This window comes from Archangium sp. Cb G35 (genome assembly GCF_001896145.1).
Taxonomy (GTDB): Bacteria; Myxococcota; Myxococcia; order Myxococcales; family Myxococcaceae; genus Archangium; species Archangium violaceum.
This window is the reverse complement of the sequence record NZ_MPOI01000014.1, coordinates 206,811-225,410: the sequence shown is the minus strand read 5'-3', so window position 1 is coordinate 225,410 and position 18,600 is coordinate 206,811. Positions and strand designations below refer to the sequence as shown.

15 protein-coding genes are annotated in these 18,600 nt (G+C 70.0%); 7 read left to right on the top strand and 8 right to left on the bottom strand.

Annotated features, from left to right (window positions below):
- Positions 1 to 11 precede the first annotated feature (11 nt).
- The 4 genes from BO221_RS37705 to BO221_RS37690 all read right to left on the bottom strand — a co-directional run bounded on the left by BO221_RS37705 (position 12) and on the right by BO221_RS37690 (position 4,633).
- A complete protein-coding gene (locus BO221_RS37705) occupies positions 12 to 1,403 on the bottom strand; it encodes a M24 family metallopeptidase (protein WP_073565706.1) in 1,392 nt (463 codons plus the stop codon).
- 37 nt (positions 1,404 to 1,440) lie between these two features.
- Positions 1,441 to 2,808 (bottom strand): sensor histidine kinase, encoded by a 1,368-nt coding sequence (locus tag BO221_RS37700; RefSeq protein ID WP_233166436.1) that lies wholly within the window; start codon positions 2,806 to 2,808, stop codon positions 1,441 to 1,443.
- An 87-nt stretch (positions 2,809 to 2,895) separates the two neighbouring features.
- Positions 2,896 to 4,152 (bottom strand): kelch repeat-containing protein, encoded by a 1,257-nt coding sequence (locus tag BO221_RS37695; RefSeq protein ID WP_073565704.1) that lies wholly within the window; start codon positions 4,150 to 4,152, stop codon positions 2,896 to 2,898.
- Between the two features lie 166 nt (positions 4,153 to 4,318).
- A complete protein-coding gene (locus BO221_RS37690; protein WP_073565703.1) occupies positions 4,319 to 4,633 on the bottom strand; it encodes a hypothetical protein in 315 nt (104 codons plus the stop codon).
- A gap of 199 nt (positions 4,634 to 4,832) precedes the next feature.
- Between BO221_RS37690 and BO221_RS37685 the strand changes: the two genes are divergently transcribed.
- Both BO221_RS37685 and BO221_RS37680 read left to right on the top strand, forming a co-directional pair.
- Positions 4,833 to 5,030 carry a hypothetical protein gene (locus tag BO221_RS37685; protein WP_043406614.1) on the top strand — a complete coding sequence of 66 codons (198 nt, stop codon included), beginning with the start codon at positions 4,833 to 4,835 and terminating at the stop codon, positions 5,028 to 5,030.
- A gap of 69 nt (positions 5,031 to 5,099) precedes the next feature.
- Complete coding sequence (locus BO221_RS37680) at positions 5,100 to 7,289, top strand: PhnD/SsuA/transferrin family substrate-binding protein (protein ID WP_073565702.1); 2,190 nt, start codon at positions 5,100 to 5,102, stop codon at positions 7,287 to 7,289.
- A 133-nt stretch (positions 7,290 to 7,422) separates the two neighbouring features.
- Here the strand turns inward: BO221_RS37680 and BO221_RS37675 are convergent, their stop codons facing one another.
- Complete coding sequence (locus BO221_RS37675; RefSeq protein WP_073565701.1) at positions 7,423 to 8,082, bottom strand: glutathione S-transferase family protein; 660 nt, start codon at positions 8,080 to 8,082, stop codon at positions 7,423 to 7,425.
- 79 nt (positions 8,083 to 8,161) lie between these two features.
- Between BO221_RS37675 and BO221_RS37670 the strand changes: the two genes are divergently transcribed.
- The gene (locus BO221_RS37670; protein ID WP_073565700.1) at positions 8,162 to 9,580 is read left to right on the top strand and encodes an amidase; all 1,419 of its coding nucleotides are present in this window, start codon (positions 8,162 to 8,164) and stop codon (positions 9,578 to 9,580) included.
- A 213-nt stretch (positions 9,581 to 9,793) separates the two neighbouring features.
- Here the strand turns inward: BO221_RS37670 and BO221_RS37665 are convergent, their stop codons facing one another.
- A complete protein-coding gene (locus BO221_RS37665; RefSeq protein WP_073565930.1) occupies positions 9,794 to 10,261 on the bottom strand; it encodes a YbaY family lipoprotein in 468 nt (155 codons plus the stop codon).
- A 163-nt stretch (positions 10,262 to 10,424) separates the two neighbouring features.
- Here BO221_RS37665 and BO221_RS37660 point away from each other — a divergent pair, with 163 nt between their 5' ends.
- Positions 10,425 to 11,573 (top strand): trypsin-like serine protease, encoded by a 1,149-nt coding sequence (locus BO221_RS37660; RefSeq protein WP_073565699.1) that lies wholly within the window; start codon positions 10,425 to 10,427, stop codon positions 11,571 to 11,573.
- A 72-nt stretch (positions 11,574 to 11,645) separates the two neighbouring features.
- Here BO221_RS37660 and BO221_RS37655 read toward each other — a convergent pair whose 3' ends face one another.
- Complete coding sequence (locus BO221_RS37655) at positions 11,646 to 13,280, bottom strand: sigma-54-dependent Fis family transcriptional regulator (RefSeq protein WP_073565698.1); 1,635 nt, start codon at positions 13,278 to 13,280, stop codon at positions 11,646 to 11,648.
- 147 nt (positions 13,281 to 13,427) lie between these two features.
- Between BO221_RS37655 and BO221_RS37650 the strand changes: the two genes are divergently transcribed.
- The 3 genes from BO221_RS37650 (at position 13,428) to BO221_RS37640 (ending at position 16,297) form a co-directional block, all read left to right on the top strand.
- Positions 13,428 to 14,477, top strand: coding sequence for a tyrosinase family protein (locus BO221_RS37650; protein WP_073565697.1), 1,050 nt, complete (start codon positions 13,428 to 13,430; stop codon positions 14,475 to 14,477).
- Between the two features lie 292 nt (positions 14,478 to 14,769).
- Positions 14,770 to 15,771: a DUF1521 domain-containing protein gene (locus BO221_RS37645; RefSeq protein ID WP_233166435.1), complete on the top strand. Its 1,002-nt coding sequence runs from the start codon at positions 14,770 to 14,772 to the stop codon at positions 15,769 to 15,771.
- A 22-nt stretch (positions 15,772 to 15,793) separates the two neighbouring features.
- Positions 15,794 to 16,297 (top strand): tetratricopeptide repeat protein, encoded by a 504-nt coding sequence (locus BO221_RS37640; RefSeq protein ID WP_073565696.1) that lies wholly within the window; start codon positions 15,794 to 15,796, stop codon positions 16,295 to 16,297.
- A 2-nt stretch (positions 16,298 to 16,299) separates the two neighbouring features.
- Here BO221_RS37640 and BO221_RS37635 read toward each other — a convergent pair whose 3' ends face one another.
- The gene (locus BO221_RS37635) at positions 16,300 to 18,549 is read right to left on the bottom strand and encodes a carboxypeptidase-like regulatory domain-containing protein (protein WP_083682009.1); all 2,250 of its coding nucleotides are present in this window, start codon (positions 18,547 to 18,549) and stop codon (positions 16,300 to 16,302) included.
- Positions 18,550 to 18,600 lie beyond the last annotated feature (51 nt).

Sequence of the window (18,600 nt, the reverse complement as noted above, 5' to 3'; positions counted from 1 at the left end):
TCGCGGCGGAGCTACCGCACCAGGTGGAAGGCGGTCTGCCGCTGGAAGGCCCAGCGCACCTTGCCGCTCGCGTCGATGACGACGTCCTCCTCCTGTGCCGAGCGCACCTTCTGCCCGCCCCACTCCGCCACCGGGCTCGTCGCCTGCAACTCGATGGAGAACCACTGGTTCGCAATCACCTTGTGGTCGCCGTTGCCCGGCACGCCCTCCTGCCGGTCCCACAGGCCGATCATCGGCCCCGCCCCGTGCCCGTTCAGGCCAATGGGGTGCGAGTACACCGTCCCATCAATCCCCTCGGCCTTCATCCGCTCCCGCGAGGCCTTGAGGATCTCATTGCCCGAGCGCCCCGGACGCAGCTCCTCGAAGACGATGTCCTGCAGCCGGTTGGAGCGCGTCAGCGCCTCCTTCAGCCCCGCGGGCGCCTCCGTCTCGCCCTCGCGCAGCACGTAGCCCATGTGCTGCGTGTCCGTGTTCAGCCGCAGCGCCGTCACCCCGAAGTCGCAGTGCAGCACGTCTCCCCGCTCGATGATGGGGTCATCCCCCACCTCCGACTCCGTCTTCCCCTGCCGCTGCACGCTCACCGACGGCTGGAACCACGTCCCCAGCCCCAGGTCGTTCACCCGCTGGCGCATCCACCACACCACGTCACTGGTGCGCGTCTTCCCGGGGGTAATCACCTGGCTGGAGAAGCCCGTCTCGATGATGTTCCACGCCAGCTTCGTCAGGTCCTCGTAGAAGCGCTCCTCGTCCGCGCTCCGCCAGGCGATGAGGTCCACCGGCAGGCCCCCGGACGGCTTCAGCTTCGCGGTCCACTCGGGCCCGAGCGCCTCCGTCATGCCCTCGTACTCGCCGTGCGTCAGCCCGTCCGCGAAGGCGAACGTGCGCGACACGTTGATGGCGATGGCCTTCGGCTGGCGCTCCTCCAGCACCGCCTTCAGCACCTTCCACTGGTCCGGGCCCCACATCTCGGCCTGCCGGGTGACGCCGCCTCCGTCCACCTGCATCTGCGCACGCCTCGCCTCGTACACGCCGCCCTGCGTGCCCCCGCCCAGCGCGAGCCGCTCCACGCCCTTCTCCGGGCCCCGGTCGTGGAAGACGTAGATGGTGCGCCGCCGCGCCGCGAACGTGGTGGGAGCCACCAACGCCGGGAAGACGGGGTCCTCGTTGTACTCACGCATCGGCACCACCCACATCTCGATGCCGTACTGGCGCATCAACGCGGGCAGCGCCTTGTCCATGCGCTCGCGCAGCCACTGCTGCTGCCGGGTGGCCTGCTCGCGCAGCGTGCCGAAGGGGCGCTCGGGCGCGGCGGCCTCCGGCGCACGAGAGGCCGGAGCGGTGGTGGCACAAGCGGACGTGAGGAGGAACAGGGGGACGAGGAGACGGCTCCGGGTGTTCTTCATGGCCGCGCAGCATCGCACGGACGGACCCGGCCGGGACTCAGGACGCCGCCTTGACGGTGCTCCCCACCGGGAACTCCAGGCGCAGGCGCGCGCCTCCCTCCTCCCGGTTCTCCGCCACCAGGGTGCCTCCACACTGCTCCACCAGCTCTCGCGACAGGGCCAGCCCCAGCCCCGTCCCCTTCTCCGGGCCCTTCGTCGTGAAGAAGGTCTCGAAGAGCCGGGGCAACACGTGCGGGGGGAAGCCCGGACCGTTGTCCTCCACCCGCAGGACGACGCGTGCGCCCTCCCACCGGCCAATGATGCGCACCTCGGAGCCCTCGTGGCCCCGCGCCTCCAGCGCATCCCCCGCGTTCACCAGCAGGTTGAGCAGCACCTGCGCCAGCCTCCTGCGGACGGCGAGCACCGGCGGCAACTCCTCCGGGATGTCCACCTCCAGCCGAGCCACGTGCCGGAGCCGCAGCCGGGCAATCCGGACCGCGTCGCTCACCACGTCCGCCACCGCGCACTCGGTGGGCTCCTCCGCGTCCATGCGCGAGAAGCCCCTCAGGTCCCCGATGATCTGCCTCACCCGCTCCACGCCGGCGCGCGTCTCGCGGAACACCTCCGCCAGCTCCTCCCGGGAGACCTCCCGCTGCTCCGCCAACACCTCCCGCTCCAGGTAGTCGAGGTTGGCGCCGATGAAGGCCACCGGGTTGTTGATTTCATGCATCACGCTCGCCGCGAGCTGGCCGATGGTGGCCAGCTTCTCCGAGTGGGCCCGGCGACGCTCACTGATGGCGAGCGTCTCGAGGGCCTCGCGGCGCGCACGCTCCAACCGGCCCTCGTTCTCCGCCCGCTGGACCTTGCGGAACTCACTGGCCCCGTACGCTCCCACGATGGTCACCGTCACGATGATGCCCCCCCACAGCAGGAGCTGGGACACCGGGCGTCCCGCCATCCACAGCATGCCCGCGGCGCTCGCACTGCACAGGGCACCGGAGATCGTCGCCGAGAGCGAGTCCTGCGGATAGACGAGGCACAGCAGGAGCGGGAGGCAGGGAAAGAATTGGAAGTACACCCCGTCACAGCTCCCCGACACGAGCACCAGGGCAATGAAGCAGAGGCTCCCCATCGTGCACTGGAAGGCCGTGTGCAGGCGCTGGGACGACGCCGAGTGCTCGTCCATGCGCAGCGCGGAGAGGGCCACGGACACGGCCCAGACGACGCGGATGACGAGCGCCTCGAGCCCAGGTCCCATGGCGAGGACGTCCAACGCGTATTGGGACAGGATCGCCGGGCTCAGCCAGAGCAGCATCTTCCGGCGGGGGCCCCACTTGCCGCCAGACGCCGACACCCCAGGCGTCGCGGGCAACGGCCCGGCCTGCTCCGGAAGCTTCAGGGGTGGCGCATCGTGGGGGGGCACCATCCCCCATCGTAGCCGGTTCCCGCCTCGCGGTCCGAACCCGGCCATTCCACGAAGGCGGAAGCGGAGCACCGGCCCCGCTTCCGCGCCTCAACGCCAGATGGAGGCGAGGTCCTCCTCCTCGTCGAACACGCCGCAGCCATCGGCGACGCACGGCGGCATCACCGTGCACGGGCCGCACTCCAGCGTCCCACCACACCCGTCCGGCACCGTGCCGCACGCCGCCTCACACGTCAGCGGCGTGCACACGCCCGGATCATACCGCTCGCTCGTGGACAGCGTGCCCTCCAGGTCGTTGGAGCCACCCACCACCAGCACCGCTCCATCCACCAGCGGCACCAGCCCCGCCCCCCGCCTCGCCTCCCACAGCGACGGCTCCACGCTCCACGTGTCCGCCACCGGGTCATAGCTCTCCACCGACGCCAGCGAGCCCGACATCACGTGGAAGCCCCCCATCACCAGCACCCGCCCCTCGGGCGTCACCAGCGCTCCGTGCGCCTCGCGCGGCAGGGCCGGTGAGGCCGCCAGCTTCCACTCGCCCCGCGCCGGGTCATACAGCTCCGCCGTGGCCGCCGCGCGCGACGTCGTGCCGCCCACCACCAGCACCCGTCCGTCCGGCAGCGGCGTCACCGTGTGCCCCGAGCGGTGCGTGCCCGCCGCGCCGCCCACCGGACCCGTCTTCGTCCACTGGCCGCTCACGGGGTCATACAGCTCCGCCTGCAGCCCGCTCACGAAGAGCACCTGCCCGTTGCCCAGCACCACGCCCGTCTGCGCCCCGGCGCGCGCCGACGTCGGCGCTCCCGTGCGCGTCCACTCGCCCGTCGCCGGATCGAACAGCTCCGCCGAACGCACCGGGTGCCTGTCCACGTCGAAGCCACCCGCCACCAGCACACGCCCGTCCGCCAGCAGCACCGCCGCGGGATCGTTGCGCGCCTCGCCCATGTCCCGCACCGCCGTCCACCGGCCCGTGCCCGGCTCGTACACCTCCGCGCTCGCCAGCGATCCAAAGGACGCCGAGAACGTGCCACCCACCACCAGCACGCGCCCGTCCGCCAGCCGCACCGCCGCGTGGTTGCGCCGCGCCGTGCGCATCGCTCCCGTGGCGTACCACTCGCCCGTCTCCGGCTCGTACACCTCGCAGCTCGTCAGCGTGCGGCTGCCATCATGTCCACCCGAGGCCAGCACCCGCCCGTCCCCCAGCGCCACCCACGGCAGCAGCTTGCGCGGCGTGCTCAGCTCCCGGGACACCAGCCCCTGATCCAGCCCGTCCGGCGGCGGCGCCGAGCTGCAGGAGAACACCATCGTGAAGAGCGCCAGCATGGCGCAGGACGTCGAAACCCTTTTCATGACCCTTCCCACTCCGTTCCGAGAAGGACGGGTCTACACGCCGGGTCTGACATTCCCGGCGTCGGATTCCTCCATGATTCCCAGGGGTTATCGTCCTGTGTATGACAGACCTGTCAGGTGGGACGCGGCACATGCCGCACCCCGTCATGAGTCCGTCATGGCCGCGTCATGCGCCGGAGTGGGAGGCCTCCGCGTCCTCCACCACGTTCACCGGCTCGGCATCCATGCCGTTGTGGTGCCGGGGCGGCAGCGCCCCGCCGTCGTCGTCCTCCAGCTTCAACAGGTGCGGGGTGCGCTCCAGGTACAGTTCGCCGTCGCGCGCGTAGCGCACGTCCGAGAACTCCACGAGGAACTCCTCGCGCGACAACAGGCGGGGCTCGAGCTCGAAGTGCGTCTCGCCCACCGCGGCCACGCGGCCCACCCGGCGCCCCTCCATGTCCCGCACCACCATGCCCTCGCGAACCTCGTCCTGAATCACCATGGCATCCTCCTCGGCGAGCCCCCGAGCCCTCCCGCCCCGGAGCACATGCCTTCTGAGTGGGGAACACCCGGCCCACCGGCAACCCCTGGCGGCTGGCAGGAAGAGCGGCCCTGGAGCCAGGGGGTGGCTAAGCCGCCGGGGCTCGCGTCCCGCGCGGTGCCTAACGTTCCTCGGAAGGAAATGAGAGGAGGAGGCCGCCATGCTCCTGGAACTGAGCGCCGTCGAGGCCCGAGAGCTTAAGGAAGTCCTCGACTCGTCCCTGCGCAAGCTGCTCGATGAGATCGCCCACGCCGACCACCGCGCCTACCGCGAGATGTTGCAAGCGCGCTACGCCCGGCTCGAACAACTCAACCACCGGCTGGGCACGTCCGTCGAAAGCGACCAGGTCTACGCCTGAGCCGCGGCCCGTGCGCCGCTCCGCTCGAAACGTGCGCACCCTCTGGACGTCCGGCATGCTTGGACGCACGTGACGATTCCGGCCGCCCCCATCCGCTTCCTGCTGTCGCCGTCACTGGGCGAGGTGAAGGAGCACGTGCGTGCCGAGCTCTTCAGCCGGGCCCTCACCCAGCGGCTGGGCCGGCCGGTGGTGGTGGAGCTCGCTCCCTCGTACGAGGCACTGGAGCGGGAGCTGGCGGAGGGCCGGGTGGACCTGGCGTGGGCCACGGGCGAGCAGTGCACCGCCTTCGAGCCGCAAGCGCGCGCGGTGCTGCGCGCCGTACGGGCGGGGCTCTGGTACTACCACGCGGCCCTGGTGTGCCGGGCGGATGCGCCGCTCACGTTGAAGACGTTGAAGGGCACGCGCGCCGCGTGGGTGGCCCCGCGCTCCACCGGCGGCTACCTCATGCCCGTGCGCCACCTGACGGCCCGGGGGCTGTCCGTGGCGGACACCTTCTCCGAGCAGCGTTTCCACGGCACCTACCGCAAGGCCCTGCTGGCGGTGCTGGCGGGCGAGGCGGACATGGCCTCCATCTACTCGAGCCACCCGGAGGAGAACACGGTCCGCGCCTACCTGGCCGAGCACCTGGGCTCCGGCGAGCGAGGGCTCATCCCCTTCGAGTTCACCGGACCCACGCCCGCGGATGGGCTCATCTTCACCCAGCGGATGCCCGAGGCGGACGTGACGGCGCTGGTTTCCGTGCTCACCTCGCTGGCGGGCCACGGGGCGGGGTTGGAGCCGCTGCTGGGCCTCTTCGACAGCGAGGGTTTCGTCCTCTCGTCCACGCCCCGGCCGCCCCCTCCCCGGACGGCCCGGCGGGCGGAATACCTCGCGGTGGACCTGGACGCGCAAGAGCGGTGCATGCGGCTGTGGGCGCCCACGGGAGTGGCCTTCGGGCGGGACGTGCGCCAGGCGGAGGGACAGCCGCTCGAGGAGGTACTGGGGCCCGAGGCGGGAGCGGCGCTGGTGGCGCTCGCGCGGGCCGCGCGGCACAACGGCGTGGGGGGCCGGGTGGAGTACCGCCTGGAGGTGGAGGGCGAGACGCGCTGGTACTCGGCCGAGGCCACGGTGCGCGTGCCGGTCCCGGAGACGGCGAGCCCCACCACGTCGCTGCTGGTGCGGGACGTGACGGAGCTGCGCGCGCTGGAGGAGGAGCTGTACCGGCTGGCCTCCTTCCCGCTGCTGCACCCGGAGCCGATGATGGAGCTGGGCCCGGGCGGCGAGCTGCATTACGCCAACCCGGCGGCGCACACGGCGTTTCCGGACCTGCTGGTGCGTGGGGCGAGGCATCCGCTGGTGGAGGCGGCCCAGGCGTGGGCGAAGCGCGGCGCGGAGGTGGGCGAGTCCCCGCCCGTCGTGCAACTGGGCGGCCGGCACTGGGAGCTGACGGTGTCGCCGCTGGTGGATCCATCGGGGCTGCGCGTCTTCGCCAAGAACGTGACGGCGCGCAAGCAGATGGAGGCGCAGCTCTTCAAGGCGGACCGGATGGCGGCGCTGGGCTCGCTCGCGGCGGCGGTGGGCCACGAGATGAACAACCCGCTGGCCTTCATGATGGCCAACCTCGGCTTCGCGCGCGAGGAGCTGGCGCGGCTGAGGGCGGCGCTGGGCGAGGAGGGCCACACGCTGGCCGGCGACGTGGACGACATGCTGGAGGCGCTGAACGAGGCGACGGAGGGCGCGGACCGGCTGAAGGGAATCGTGCATGACCTGAGGCTGCTGTCGCGCGCGCCGCCGGAGCACCGCGAGACGGTGGAGGTGGTCCCGGTGCTGGAGCACGCGCTGAGCCTGGTGCGCGGCGAGCTGCGCCACCGGGCGAGGCTCGAGAAGGACTTCCGGCCGGTGCCGCGGGTGGAGGGCGACGAGACGCGGCTGGTGCAGGTGTTCGTGAGCGTGCTGCACAACGCGGTGCAGGCGATGAACGAGCTGGACGCGTCCCGCAACGTGCTGCGGGTGTCCACGTACACGGGCCCGGCGGGAGAGGCGGTGGTGGAGGTGCAGGACACGGGCGTGGGCATGCCGCCGGAGGTGCTGGCGCGCCTCTTCGAGCCCTTCTTCACCACGCGGCTGGCGAACGCGGGCCTGGGACTGTCGGTGAGCCACGCCATCGTGACGAGCCTGGGTGGCACGCTGCGCGCCGAGAGCCGCGAGGGCGTGGGCACCACGCTCACCATCGTCCTCCCGGCCGCCATTCCCTCTCCCCTCGGGAGAGGGTTGGGGTGAGGGTATCCGAGCCTGTTCTTACAACCCGTGCCCCACAGTGTGGACAGAGGGTTCAACCCGGGGCCCTGGCACCCTCACCCCGTCCCTCTCCCGAGGGGAGAGGGGAAATGTTCGCGGACCTGCCTGAAAGGGATTAGCGGGAGGGCGGCGCGTTCCGGGCGAAGGGCGCCATGTGGTCGGCCATCGCCTTCTTGAACGCAGGCCGCGCTTCACACCGCAGCCGGTAGGCATCGAGCACCGGAAACTCCGCGAGCAACTCCGTGTGCCGCAGGATGCGCAGCACCGTCGTCATGAGCAGATCCCCCGCGGTGAAGCGCTCCTCGAGGTACTCCCGGCCCTCCATGCACCTCCCCAGTTCCCCGAGGCGGGTCCGCACCTCCTCGACCACCTGCGGCCGACGCTGCTTCACCCACTCCTCTCCCGCGTGGAACAAGTCCACCTCGGCGAGGTTCTGGATCGGTGGCTCCATCGTGTTCAGCGCCGCGAACACCCACGTCTTCGTCCGCGCCCGGGCATCCGGCTCGGCCGGCATCAACACCTCGGAGCGCTCGGCGATGTGCAGCACGATGGCTCCGGACTCGAACATCACCAGTCCGTCCTCCTCGTAGGCGGGCACCTGCCCGAAAGGCTGGAGGCGGCGATAGGACTCGGACGGCTGATCCTCCGGGCCGATCAACAGCTCCTCATAGGGAAGGCCCGCCTCCTCGAGCGCCCAGCGCACACGGAACTCGCGCACCAACCCCTGGGCGAAGGGAGGTACCCAGCTGAACGCGCTCACCCGGATCCTGCTCATCCTGTCGTCCTCTCTCATGAACCTCCCCGGCCAGGAGGCTCCAGGTGGATATCATCCCGTGGCGAAGGGGAGGTGTCCGATGACGGACCTGGCGTCTCTCGCCCGCCTCGATGGCGTGGCCCAAGCGGAGCTATGTGCCCGGGGTGAAGTCTCGCCGGAGGAGTTGCTCGACGCGTGCATGGCACGCATCGACGCGTTGAATCCGCTGTTGCGCGCCATCGTCACGGTGGCGCAGGAGCAGCCCGGTCCCGCGAAGCCCGGTCCGTTCTCCGGAGTCCCCTTCCTGGTGAAGGACTCCACGCCGTGGCCGGGGCTGCGTTGGTCCATGGGCTCCCGGCTGTTCTCCGCCAACACCGCCCAGCAACAAACGCCGTACGGAAGGCGGCTCACCGAGTCGGGCCTCGTGTGCGCCGGAAAGAGCGCGACGGCGGAGTTCGGCCTGCTCTTCAGCACCGAGACGTTGCTCGAGGGCGTGACCCACAACCCGTGGGACCTCTCCCGCTCGGCCACGGGCTCGTCCGGCGGCAGCGCGGTGGCCGTGGCCGCGGGACTCGTGCCCCTCGCGCATGCCAATGATGGTGGCGGTTCGCTCCGCGTCCCCGCGTCGGCCTGTGGCCTCTTCGGCTTCAAGCCGAGCCGGGGCCGCACCGTGCCCGCGGGCCTCGGCGGCTCGGACTTCGGTGACATGTCGAGCGACCACTGCATCAGCCGCTCGGTGCGTGACAGCGCGCTGTTCCTGTCCATCACCGAGGACCGCTCGAGCGGTACACCCGTGGGCTTCGTGCGCGAGCCGCTCTCCCGTCCACTGCGCATCGCGACATGGACACGCACGGTGATGGGAATGGAGCCGGAGCCCCCGGTGCGCCGCGCCTACGATGAAGCAGTGGCACTGCTCACCGGGCTCGGCCACCACGTGGAGCCCATCGTGCCACCCGCGTTCGACAGTCCCGAGCTCGGTGAGGCATTCCTGCTCGTCGCGGGAGCGGCCGTCGCGGGCATCGTCGAGAGCGTGGACCAGCGGAGGGATCTGCCCGTGCAGCGCGACGAGTTGGAGCCATACTCGTGGGCCCTGGCCGATGCCTTCCTCGCACGCGGTGCCGATGCACTGCCCCGAGCGCGCGCCACCTTCGCGCGGGCCGTCCACGCCTATAATGAGGCGACCCGAGGGTACGACGTGGTGCTCACTCCGACGATGGCCACCGCGCCGTGGCCTCTCGGGCACCTCTCGCCAGTGCTCGGGCGCGAGGAGCTGGCCCGCCGCACGGCACGGGCCATCGGGTACACGCCCCTCCACAACATCGCGGGCTGCCCGGCCATGTCCGTCCCCCTTCACTTCCCGGAGGACGGCGTCCCCATCGGCACCCACTTCGCCGCGGCCCCGGGTGCCGACGCGCTGCTCCTCGGCCTCGCGTACCAGCTCGAGCAGGCCCGCCCGTGGAAGGACCGCTGGCCGCCCTACTCGATTCCCGCGCTCTTCCCATCCTCTTCGGGAACGTGACCGAAGGTACTCCCCCTCTCCCCTCGGGAGAGGGCAGGGGTGAGGGTTCCCGGTCCCGTTCTTCAATCCGTGGCCCGCTCTGTGTGAACAAGGGCTCAACCCAGGTACATCCAATACCCTCACCCCGTCCCTCTCCCGGAGGGCGAGGGGATGGGGGCACGGGTTCAGTGCATGGGTCCAGGGGCTCTCATTCGCGGACCTCCCCGAATGAGCTCAACCGCCGATGCGCACCCGCACCCTCACGTCCTGGCTCGGGTGCCCCTGGGTGAGGACCGGTACCGGCTCGAGCGTGGAGAACGTCCGCCCACCGTCCGTGATGCTCGCCCGCACGATGTAGGAGCCCTCGGGGCGGATTCGCTCCGAGGGGACGCCCACCGAGAAGCGGATGGGCACCTGGCCCGGACCGCTCTGGCTCCACGACCCGAGGACCGCGCCCTGTCCACCTTCCGGTGCCACCTCCACCACCTCCACCTGGACCACCGCCTCCGGGGAGAGGGCGATGCGCTCCACATAGAAGACGCTCCCCGTGACCTGGGTCTCTCCTGACTCAGGCGGACGCGCTGCGGGCTCCTGCTTGTCCACGGGGGGTGTCGTCTCCACGGTGGGCCCCTGCGTCGTGGCGCACGCGGCGAGGGTGAAGGCGGCGAAGCATCCTGCGAGCACGATGATGCGACGAGTCATGGCGAGGTCTCCCATGCGGACGATTCTGGGCGTCCGCGTTCCGCGAGGCACGCACTCTCACTTTCCCGAGAATTGAAAAAAGTTGATGCATCAAGTTGACGGGGAATACCACCTGACCGCACAGTGCAGGGGCTTCATCACCCCCCTGTTTGTCGAGGTCAGCATGTCTTCACGTTTGTTCGCGCGCCGCTGGGCTGTCGCCGGTACGATGTCCCTGCTGGTGGGCTGCGGTTCCGAGATGGCCGAGGAGAAGCTCCCGGCCGAGCCGGTCCAGAGCAACACCCAGGAGATCGTCGGCGGCACCAACACGACGATCGGCGCCAATCCCTGGCAGGTGTCGCTGCAGAGCAGCTCGGGCTTCCACTTCTGCGGCGGCTCCATCCTCAACGCGAACTGGATCCTCACCGCGCAGCACTGCGTGAACGACGGCGGGTACATCAGCAAGCCGGCCCGGGTGGAGGCGGGTAGCACCACCATCAGCGGCTCCGGCCAGGTCCGCTCGGTGGCCGAGGTCGTCGTGTACCCCGGCTACGTGGATGCCTCGAAGGGCAAGGACATCGCGCTGCTGCGCCTGTCCACGCCGCTGGACCTGAGCGGTGCGAACGCGAAGGCCATCCCCCTCGTCACGGCGGCCGACGTCTCCGCGGGCTACACCAACACGGGCGTCGTCTCCCGCGTCACCGGCTGGGGCACGCTCTCCAGCAACGGCTCGAGCCCCGACACGCTCCAGACGGTGGACGTGAACATCATCAGCAACAGCTCGGCGCAGTCCTCCTACCCGAGCGAGACCATCACCTCGGACCAGCTCGCCGCGGCGGCGCCTGGCAAGGACTCGTGCCAGGGTGACAGCGGCGGTCCCCTCACCGTGCTCAAGGGCAGCACCCGCGTGCTGGCCGGCGTCGTCAGCTGGGGCTACGGCTGCGCCGACTCGCGCTACCCGGGCATGTACGCCCGCGTGTCCTCCTTCGAGAGCTGGATCTCCTCGAAGATCAGCGGCGTCACCCCGCCCACCACGACGCTGCTCTCGAAGACGAGCCTCTCGGGCGCGAGCGGCACCTGGCAGCACTTCGCCATCACCGTCCCGGCCGGCTCCACCCGCCTCACGGTGAACCAGAGCGGCGGCACGGGTGACGCGGACCTCTACGTGCGCTCCGGCTCGCAGCCGACGACGACGGCGTACAACTGCCGCCCGTACCTGAGCGGCAACACCGAGTCCTGCTCGCTCAGCAACCCGGTCGCCGGCACCTGGTACGTCTCCGTGCGCGCCTACTCGTCGTACTCGGGCGTGTCGCTGACCGCGACCACCCCGTAATCACGCGTCCGTTCGTTTCACGGGGCCGGCCTTCGCGAGGGGGCCGGCCTCGTCGCGTGAGGCCCCTCCCGCTCACGCTCCGGAAGCACCCTGGTACTGCTTGAGCTTCCGGAAGAGGGTGGAGGTGCCGATCTTCAACGTCTCGGCGGCCTTCAGCTTGTTGCCTCCCACCGCCTCGAGCACCGCGAGGATGTACTCCCGCTCGACCTCCTCGAGCGAGCGCAGGGTGCCCGGCGTGTACACCGGCGAGACCGCCGCGCCCCGGAGCTCATCGGGCAGGTCCTGCGGCTCGATGCTGCTCCCCCGTGTCAGCACGACGGCGCGCTCGAGGGTGTTCTCCAACTCCCGCACGTTGCCCGGCCAGTGGTAGCGCAACAGCAGGTTCGCGGCCTCGGGAGTGAGCCCGGACACCTTCCTCCGCAGCCGCGAGGCGGAGCGCGCGAGGAACTGGCGCGCGAGCACGAGGATGTCGTCCCGGCGCTCCCGCAGCGGAGGAATGCGGATCTCCACCACGCGCAGCCGGTAGTAGAGGTCCTGCCGGAAGCGGCCCGTCTGGATGTCCGCGGCCAGGTCCCGGTTCGTGGCCGCCAGCACCCGCACGTCCACGGGCCGGTTCCTGCTCTCCCCCACGCGGCGGATCTCCCGCTCCTGGAGCGCGCGGAGGATCTTCACCTGCATCGACAGGGGCACCTCCCCCAGCTCGTCCAGGAAGAGCGTGCCCCCCTGGGCCGCCTCGAAGAGCCCGATCCTGTCCTGGATCGCCCCCGTGAAGGAGCCTCGCGCATGGCCGAAGAGCTCGCTCTCCAGCAGGCTCTCGGGCACGGCGCCGCAGTTGATGGCCACGAACGGGCCCGCCGCGCGCGCCGAGTGCTCGTGGATGAAACGGGCCAGCACCTCCTTGCCCACGCCACTCTCACCGGTGATGAGGATGGTCGAGTCCACCTGGGCCACGCGCTCGGCGAGGTCGCGGACCCGCTGCATGGCCGGGCTCCTGCCGAGGATGGCCTTCGCGTCGTCCTCCCCCTCCGCCTGGGCCAGCTCCCGCCGCTTCGCCCGGAGCGTCCGCTCGGTGGACTTCAGCGCCTGGGTGACGCGGCTGAGCGCCTCGTCGAGGCAGTCCTTCTCGTAGTAGCTCAGCTGACTGGCGGCCTCCGCGCCCCACTCCTCCTGGGGCCGGCCCACCATGACGCAGGTGGCGTCTCCCTTCCCGCGGCACCGCTCCTCGAGGCAGTAGATGGCGCGGCCATGGCCGTAGCTCAGGTAGCCGCTCGCGAAGCCACACAGCGTCCAGCACACCGGCTCCTCGGAGCGCCCCACGTGCAGCAGGTGCTGCTCGGCCTCGAATGACTCGTGCCAGAGGGCCTCGGCGAAAGGCGCGTCCGCCACGGGCCGCTCGTGCCTCACCGGCTCGAAGAGGACCAGGCCCTGCAGCCGGTGGAAGCGTCCTCCCGCGCGCCGCCAGTCGTCCTCGGAGTCCCACGGGAAGGCATCCCTCAACGTCTCGGCGGTGCGCCGGCCGAGTGCATAGCCGAAGCGGGTGAGCACCGCGCGCGCTCCCGCCAGTCCGAGCGTCTCGATGAGCTGCTGGCGCAGCAGCCCCAGCGCCACCGCGTCCAGCAACACGGCCCGCTGGCCCGCGAAGCGAAGGATGCCGCCCGTGGGCTCGAATTGAAGGAGCTCCCTCAGGTCCAGGTCTTCCAGCCGCATGGATGCACCCTCCCGCGAATCCCAGAATGGCAGTCCTGGAATGCCATTCTGGGAGTGTCCCGGCAAGTCACAACCCCATCCACCCAATCATTCCAAGGGCTTGTGAGCACCCGGGGAGTGGCATCGCTCTTGGAAAGAGCCCTCACCATGTCCAGACACCCCACACCCCTCGCGCTCGTCGTGACCCTCGTGGCCTGCCTCCTCGCCGCCTGCGGCGGGGGCACGCCCGCCCCCCGCATCCGCAAGAACGCCAAGGAGCTGACGGCCACCGAGAAGAAGGACCTCGTGGAAGCCATCCTGAAGCTCAAGGCCACGCCGTCCCCCTACACGCCCGGCGTCTCCTACTACGACCAGTTCGTCCTCTTTCACAAAGAGGCCTTCAACTACAGCATGAGCCCGGAGCACCACGTGGCCCATGCTCACCCGACCATCCTCCCCTGGCACCGGAAGATGCTGCTGCTCTTCGAGGACGCCCTGCGCGAGGTGAGCGGCAAGGACATCACCGTTCCCTACTGGGATTGGACGGACCCCGAAAGCACCCGGGCCATCTTCTCCGAGTCCTTCATGGGCACCCAGGGTGATGCCAGCCAGGAGTACGCGGTGACGAACGGCCCGTTCCGCAAGGGCCAGTGGACCATCCACGTCTTCTCGGACAGGCCCGAGGGCCTGGCCCAGACGCCGCATCCCCACCTGGTGCGCGCCACGGGCCGCTACGAGGCGGACGTCAACGACAACATCCACCTGCCCACGGCCGAGGAAGTGGCGTTCGGCCTGAGCATTCCCACCTTCGACGTGGCTCCCTGGAACGACAAGTCCCCGAGGGAGCGGAGCTTCCGCAACTACCTGGAGGGCTTCGACCCGGAGCGCCCGGGTTACTTCCACATGCACAACATGGTGCACACGTGGGTGGCGGGCCACTTCCGCCTCGAGGATGGCTCGGAGCGCTGGGGGACGATGGGAGCTCCGGATGTCTCGCCCAATGATCCGGTGTTCTACCTCCACCACGCCAACGTGGACCGCGTCTGGGCACAGTGGGAGGAATTGCACCCGGGCGTCTACGAGGATGGGGACGGACACAACTCCCATCACCAGGACATGCATCCCTTTGGCGAGTATGACAATGAACGGATGACCGCTCACGGCCTGAGCGCTCTCGACATGCTCGGCACCCGGGAGCTCGGGTATCTCTATGAGTAACTGAACCCCAAACACATCCGCTGTCCGCCAAGCGACGGCCATCTACGACCGCAGTGTGGATGGTCCGTCCGGGTCACGTGCCTACCCTGACCGGACGCGAAGAGCCAGATGCACCCCAGCCTCGGGCCTCTCCGCGAATCGGACAATCCACCCCGTCCGCCTCGGAAAGGACAGCGCCGTGAAATTCGACACCACCAAGCCCATGGGTATGGGTTCGAGTAGGGGTATCGGGCCGAGCCCGTTCGCCAGCCAGAGATGTCTGAACAGGGCGGAGGCGCAGTTGGTGCGCACCATGGCCGCCGCATTGAAGGCGCTGGGCTCGAGCCCCCGGTCCGGGCGTGGCGACTGCTTCCGCCCGCAGCGTGCCCCGCCGAACGTGTACCAGCAGCCCCCCAGGCCCTGCCACACGTCGCCTCCGCGGCCCCATGACTCGTGCCACCCGCAGGGCACCCTGAAGACGGACGACAAAGGCGTCGTCACCACGCCGGGCGGCTACAAGATCGAGGCCACCGGCCAGTTCGACTGGCAGATCACCGGTCCGGACGGCAAGACCACCAAGGTCTGGGGCGACCCGCACGTGGCCGAGGGCGACGGCGGCAAGTGGGACTTCAAGCGCGACAGCACCTTCGTGCTCGGCGACGGCACCCGCATCAACTGCTCCACCGCTCCCTACGGCAACGGCGCGACGGTCAGCGCCAAGCTGGACATCATCTCCGGCAACGACCGCGTGCAGATCACCGACATCGACAAGGGCAAGGGCAAGACGGGCACCGTCACCCAGGATGGCTACGCCCATGCCAACAGCTTCGGTGGCAAGGACGTCTTCGTCATGGGCCGGGAGACGGATGACTGGTCCTTCAAGGGCCAGGAGGTCATCGGCAGCAATAACGGTGGCGAGTCCTTCCAGCTGGGCGGAACCCTCGCGGCCGGAAACACGCCGCCCACGAACGGGCCTCACGGCTCCCAGCCGGCGTCCGGGGGCTCGATCCTCCCGGGTGAACACAACCCGGCTGCCGGAGGTTCCCAGCAGCCGTACGCCAATCAGTTCCAGCAGCTCTTCCAGAACCTGTCGCAGCTGTTCTCCCAGCTGGCGCAGATGTCCGGGAACATGGGGGGCTGCCACTTCGGCAGCAACCACCTGAGCGCTCCGGGCCAGGAGGGCCCCTGGCTCGACCGGCGCGAGAAGCACCTGCGCAAGAGCTTCCATGACATGGGCCAGATGATGGATGCGTTCACGCGCATGAACGACCTCCGCCAGAGCATCCATTCCCACCGCGGCAACTTCCACGTCTGAGCCATCCAGGAAGAGAGCTCCCATGAACCCGAATTCCCAGACGCCGAACGCCGCTCCCACTCCGAACGCCGCCGAGTGGGGAGAACGCCTCATCCGCGGGCAGATCACTCCCGCCCAGTACCTGGGCCTCTCGCAGAAGCGGCTCTATGAGATCGCCACGCTCGGCCACAATCTGTTGACCGAGGGCCGGCTGCAGGCCGCGCTGGATATCTTCAAGGGGCTGGTGGTCGCGTCGCCGTATGACAGCGTCTTCCATTGCAACCTGGCGTCCACGTACGCCCAGCTCCAGCGCTTCCCCGAGGCGATGGAGGAGTTCACGCAGGCGCTCCAGCTCAACGTCGCCAACGTGGATGCGCTCGTCGGGCGCAGCGAGCTGTTGCTGCGCGAGGGGAAGGTGGCCGAGGCGCTCCAGGATCTCGAGGCGGCGCTGAGGCTGGATCCGGAGGCCCAGCTCGAGAGCACCCAGCGCGGACGTGCCACGCTCCTGGTGCTCCAGGCGATGGCCGACGAGGCCGAGAAGACCTGAGCTCACGTCCCGTCGAGGACGATCACCCCCAGGTCCGTGTCCACCTCTTCCCGGACGGACACGGAGCGCCGTATCCGGCGAGGCCCGGGCACCTGGACCTCGTCCGGGATGATGAACTCCAACTGGAGCGTGCCGTTGCACCGGATGGGCACGGTGAAGTGCCCGTCCTCCTCCCTCCACAGGTTGTCCTTCAGGACGAAGGCCGTGACGGGGGACCCATCCTTCTGGACGAACCGCCCGGTGGCGGTGGCCGCGCGCAGGAGGACGACCCGCAGCTCCCGCTCCCCTGCCTTCACCGGCAGCGCGATGCGTCCGTCCTCCTGCTCCGCACAGGCGAGCACGTAGTCTTCCTTCGCCACCACCAGCTCCAGCTGCTCTCCCGAGACGCTCTGGAAGGTGAAGCGGCCATCGGGCCCGGTCTGCTGGTTCCCCCTCCATGAGCGCACCGGCCTGCCATGGTGGTAGAACTGCGTGCGCAGGGCGCTGCGAAGCTGGACCTGGGCTCCCTCGACGGGCTGGCCGCGAGTATCCACCACGACGCCGGAGACCACCTGCCCCGGCTCGAAGCGCAGCCGCACGTGCGTGTCCCCCTTGCCCACCACCTCCACCACCCGCACGGCGGCATGCGTCACGTCGTCCTGCGCGAACTCCGCGACGATCCGGTAGCGGCCCTCGGACGGTGCGCTGAACGAGAAGTGCCCCTTCGCATCCGTGAGCGTGCGATCGAGCTGCCCCCCCCGCCACGTGCCGGCCTCGGGCCAGACGCTCACCTCGGCCTGGGACACGGGCGCGCCCAGCTCATCCACCACCTCCCCCACCAACATGGGCCGGGGTTCGCGCGGAGCCTTGGGCTCGTCCTCCTCCTCCTCCTCCCCCTCCGCCCCGTCCCCTTCGGCGCGCTCGAGGACGAAGTCCACGGTGCGCGTCCCGGGCTGGAAGACGGCCTCGTGGCTGGCTTCCTCGTAGCGCGGGTGCATGACCTCGAGCCGCAGCCGTCCAGGCCTCGCCGGCCCCACCTGATAGCGCCCCTCCTCGTCCGTCCCCACCGCGGACACGGGGATGGAGTACGAGTCCTCGTCCTGCTCTTCCTCCTCTTCCTTCTCGTCCACCTCCGTCAGCTCGACCTGCGCGCCCTCGATGGGCCGCCCCGCCTCGTCCCGCACGATGCCCGTCACGTTGACGACGGGCTCCAGTTCCAGGGTGACGTCCTTGCGCTCCACCAGGAACCGGGCCGGCTCCGCCGTGTTGAAGTCCACACGGCTGCTGGCCCACAGCTCCTCTCGCATGGCGACGACCTCGTGAGTGCTGAGAGCCAGCCCCTCCAGGGAGAACCGCCCCGCCGCATCCGTGAGGACCGCGCGCGCGGTCTGCTCTTCGTGCACCCAGGTACTGACGTTCACTCCCGCCGCCGGCGCTCCCGCGGCCAACACCTGCCCGGAAATCCGGCGTGGATGGTACATGACGAACTTCCGCGCCAGCTCCCGGCCATAGGCCGTGAACGTCGTGTGCATGGGCAGCAGACCGGCCTTGGAGACGAGCAGCACGTACTCGCCCCGGGGCAGGGGGCCCAGGCGGTAGTGGCCCGTGGCATCGGTGACGGTCTCGAAGAAGCGGCTGTGGGCCGTGAAGATGGCGGTGACGAGCACCCCCGCCACGGGCACGCGCTCCTCGGTGCTGACGAGGCCCGACATCCGCACGCCCTCCCCGAGCATCAGCTCCACCCCTTCCGCTCCGGCCGGCACGTCCTGCCGCATGCCCACGCCCTCGGGGCTCTCCACCCAGAGCGCGTAGTGGCCCGCCTTCAGTCCCTCCAGCGAGAAGGAGCCATCGTCCTCGGAGGTGGCCCGGGCGAGCACGGAGGCATCGCCGGTGCGCTCGTTGACCAGTCCGGACAAGCGGAACGACGAGGCGCAGTCGAGAATGGAGCGCTCGGGGTCCTCCAACTCCCCCAGCCGGCAGGGCATCGCCGAGAGCGACTCCCCCGCCACCACTCCCGAGGCGAACACCCGCGCGCCCGCCACGGGTCCCCGAGCGTTCCTCACGGTGCCGCGGATGCGCAGGGCCGCGTCTCCGGTGGCGGGAGGCTCGGAGGAGAAGAAGGCCCGGAGCGTCGAGCCCGCGCCCACGTGGGAGTCACGGGAGCCTTCCTGGCCGCCGGAAGAGGACTCCCCGGGTGAACCGCTCGAGGCGAACCACAGCACCAGGGCCAACACCCCCAGTATGGCGCCCCACATCCACCCGTGTCGTTTCATGAAGATCCTCCCACGCGCCTCCGGGGAAGCGGTGCGCCTCGGGAAAGCATA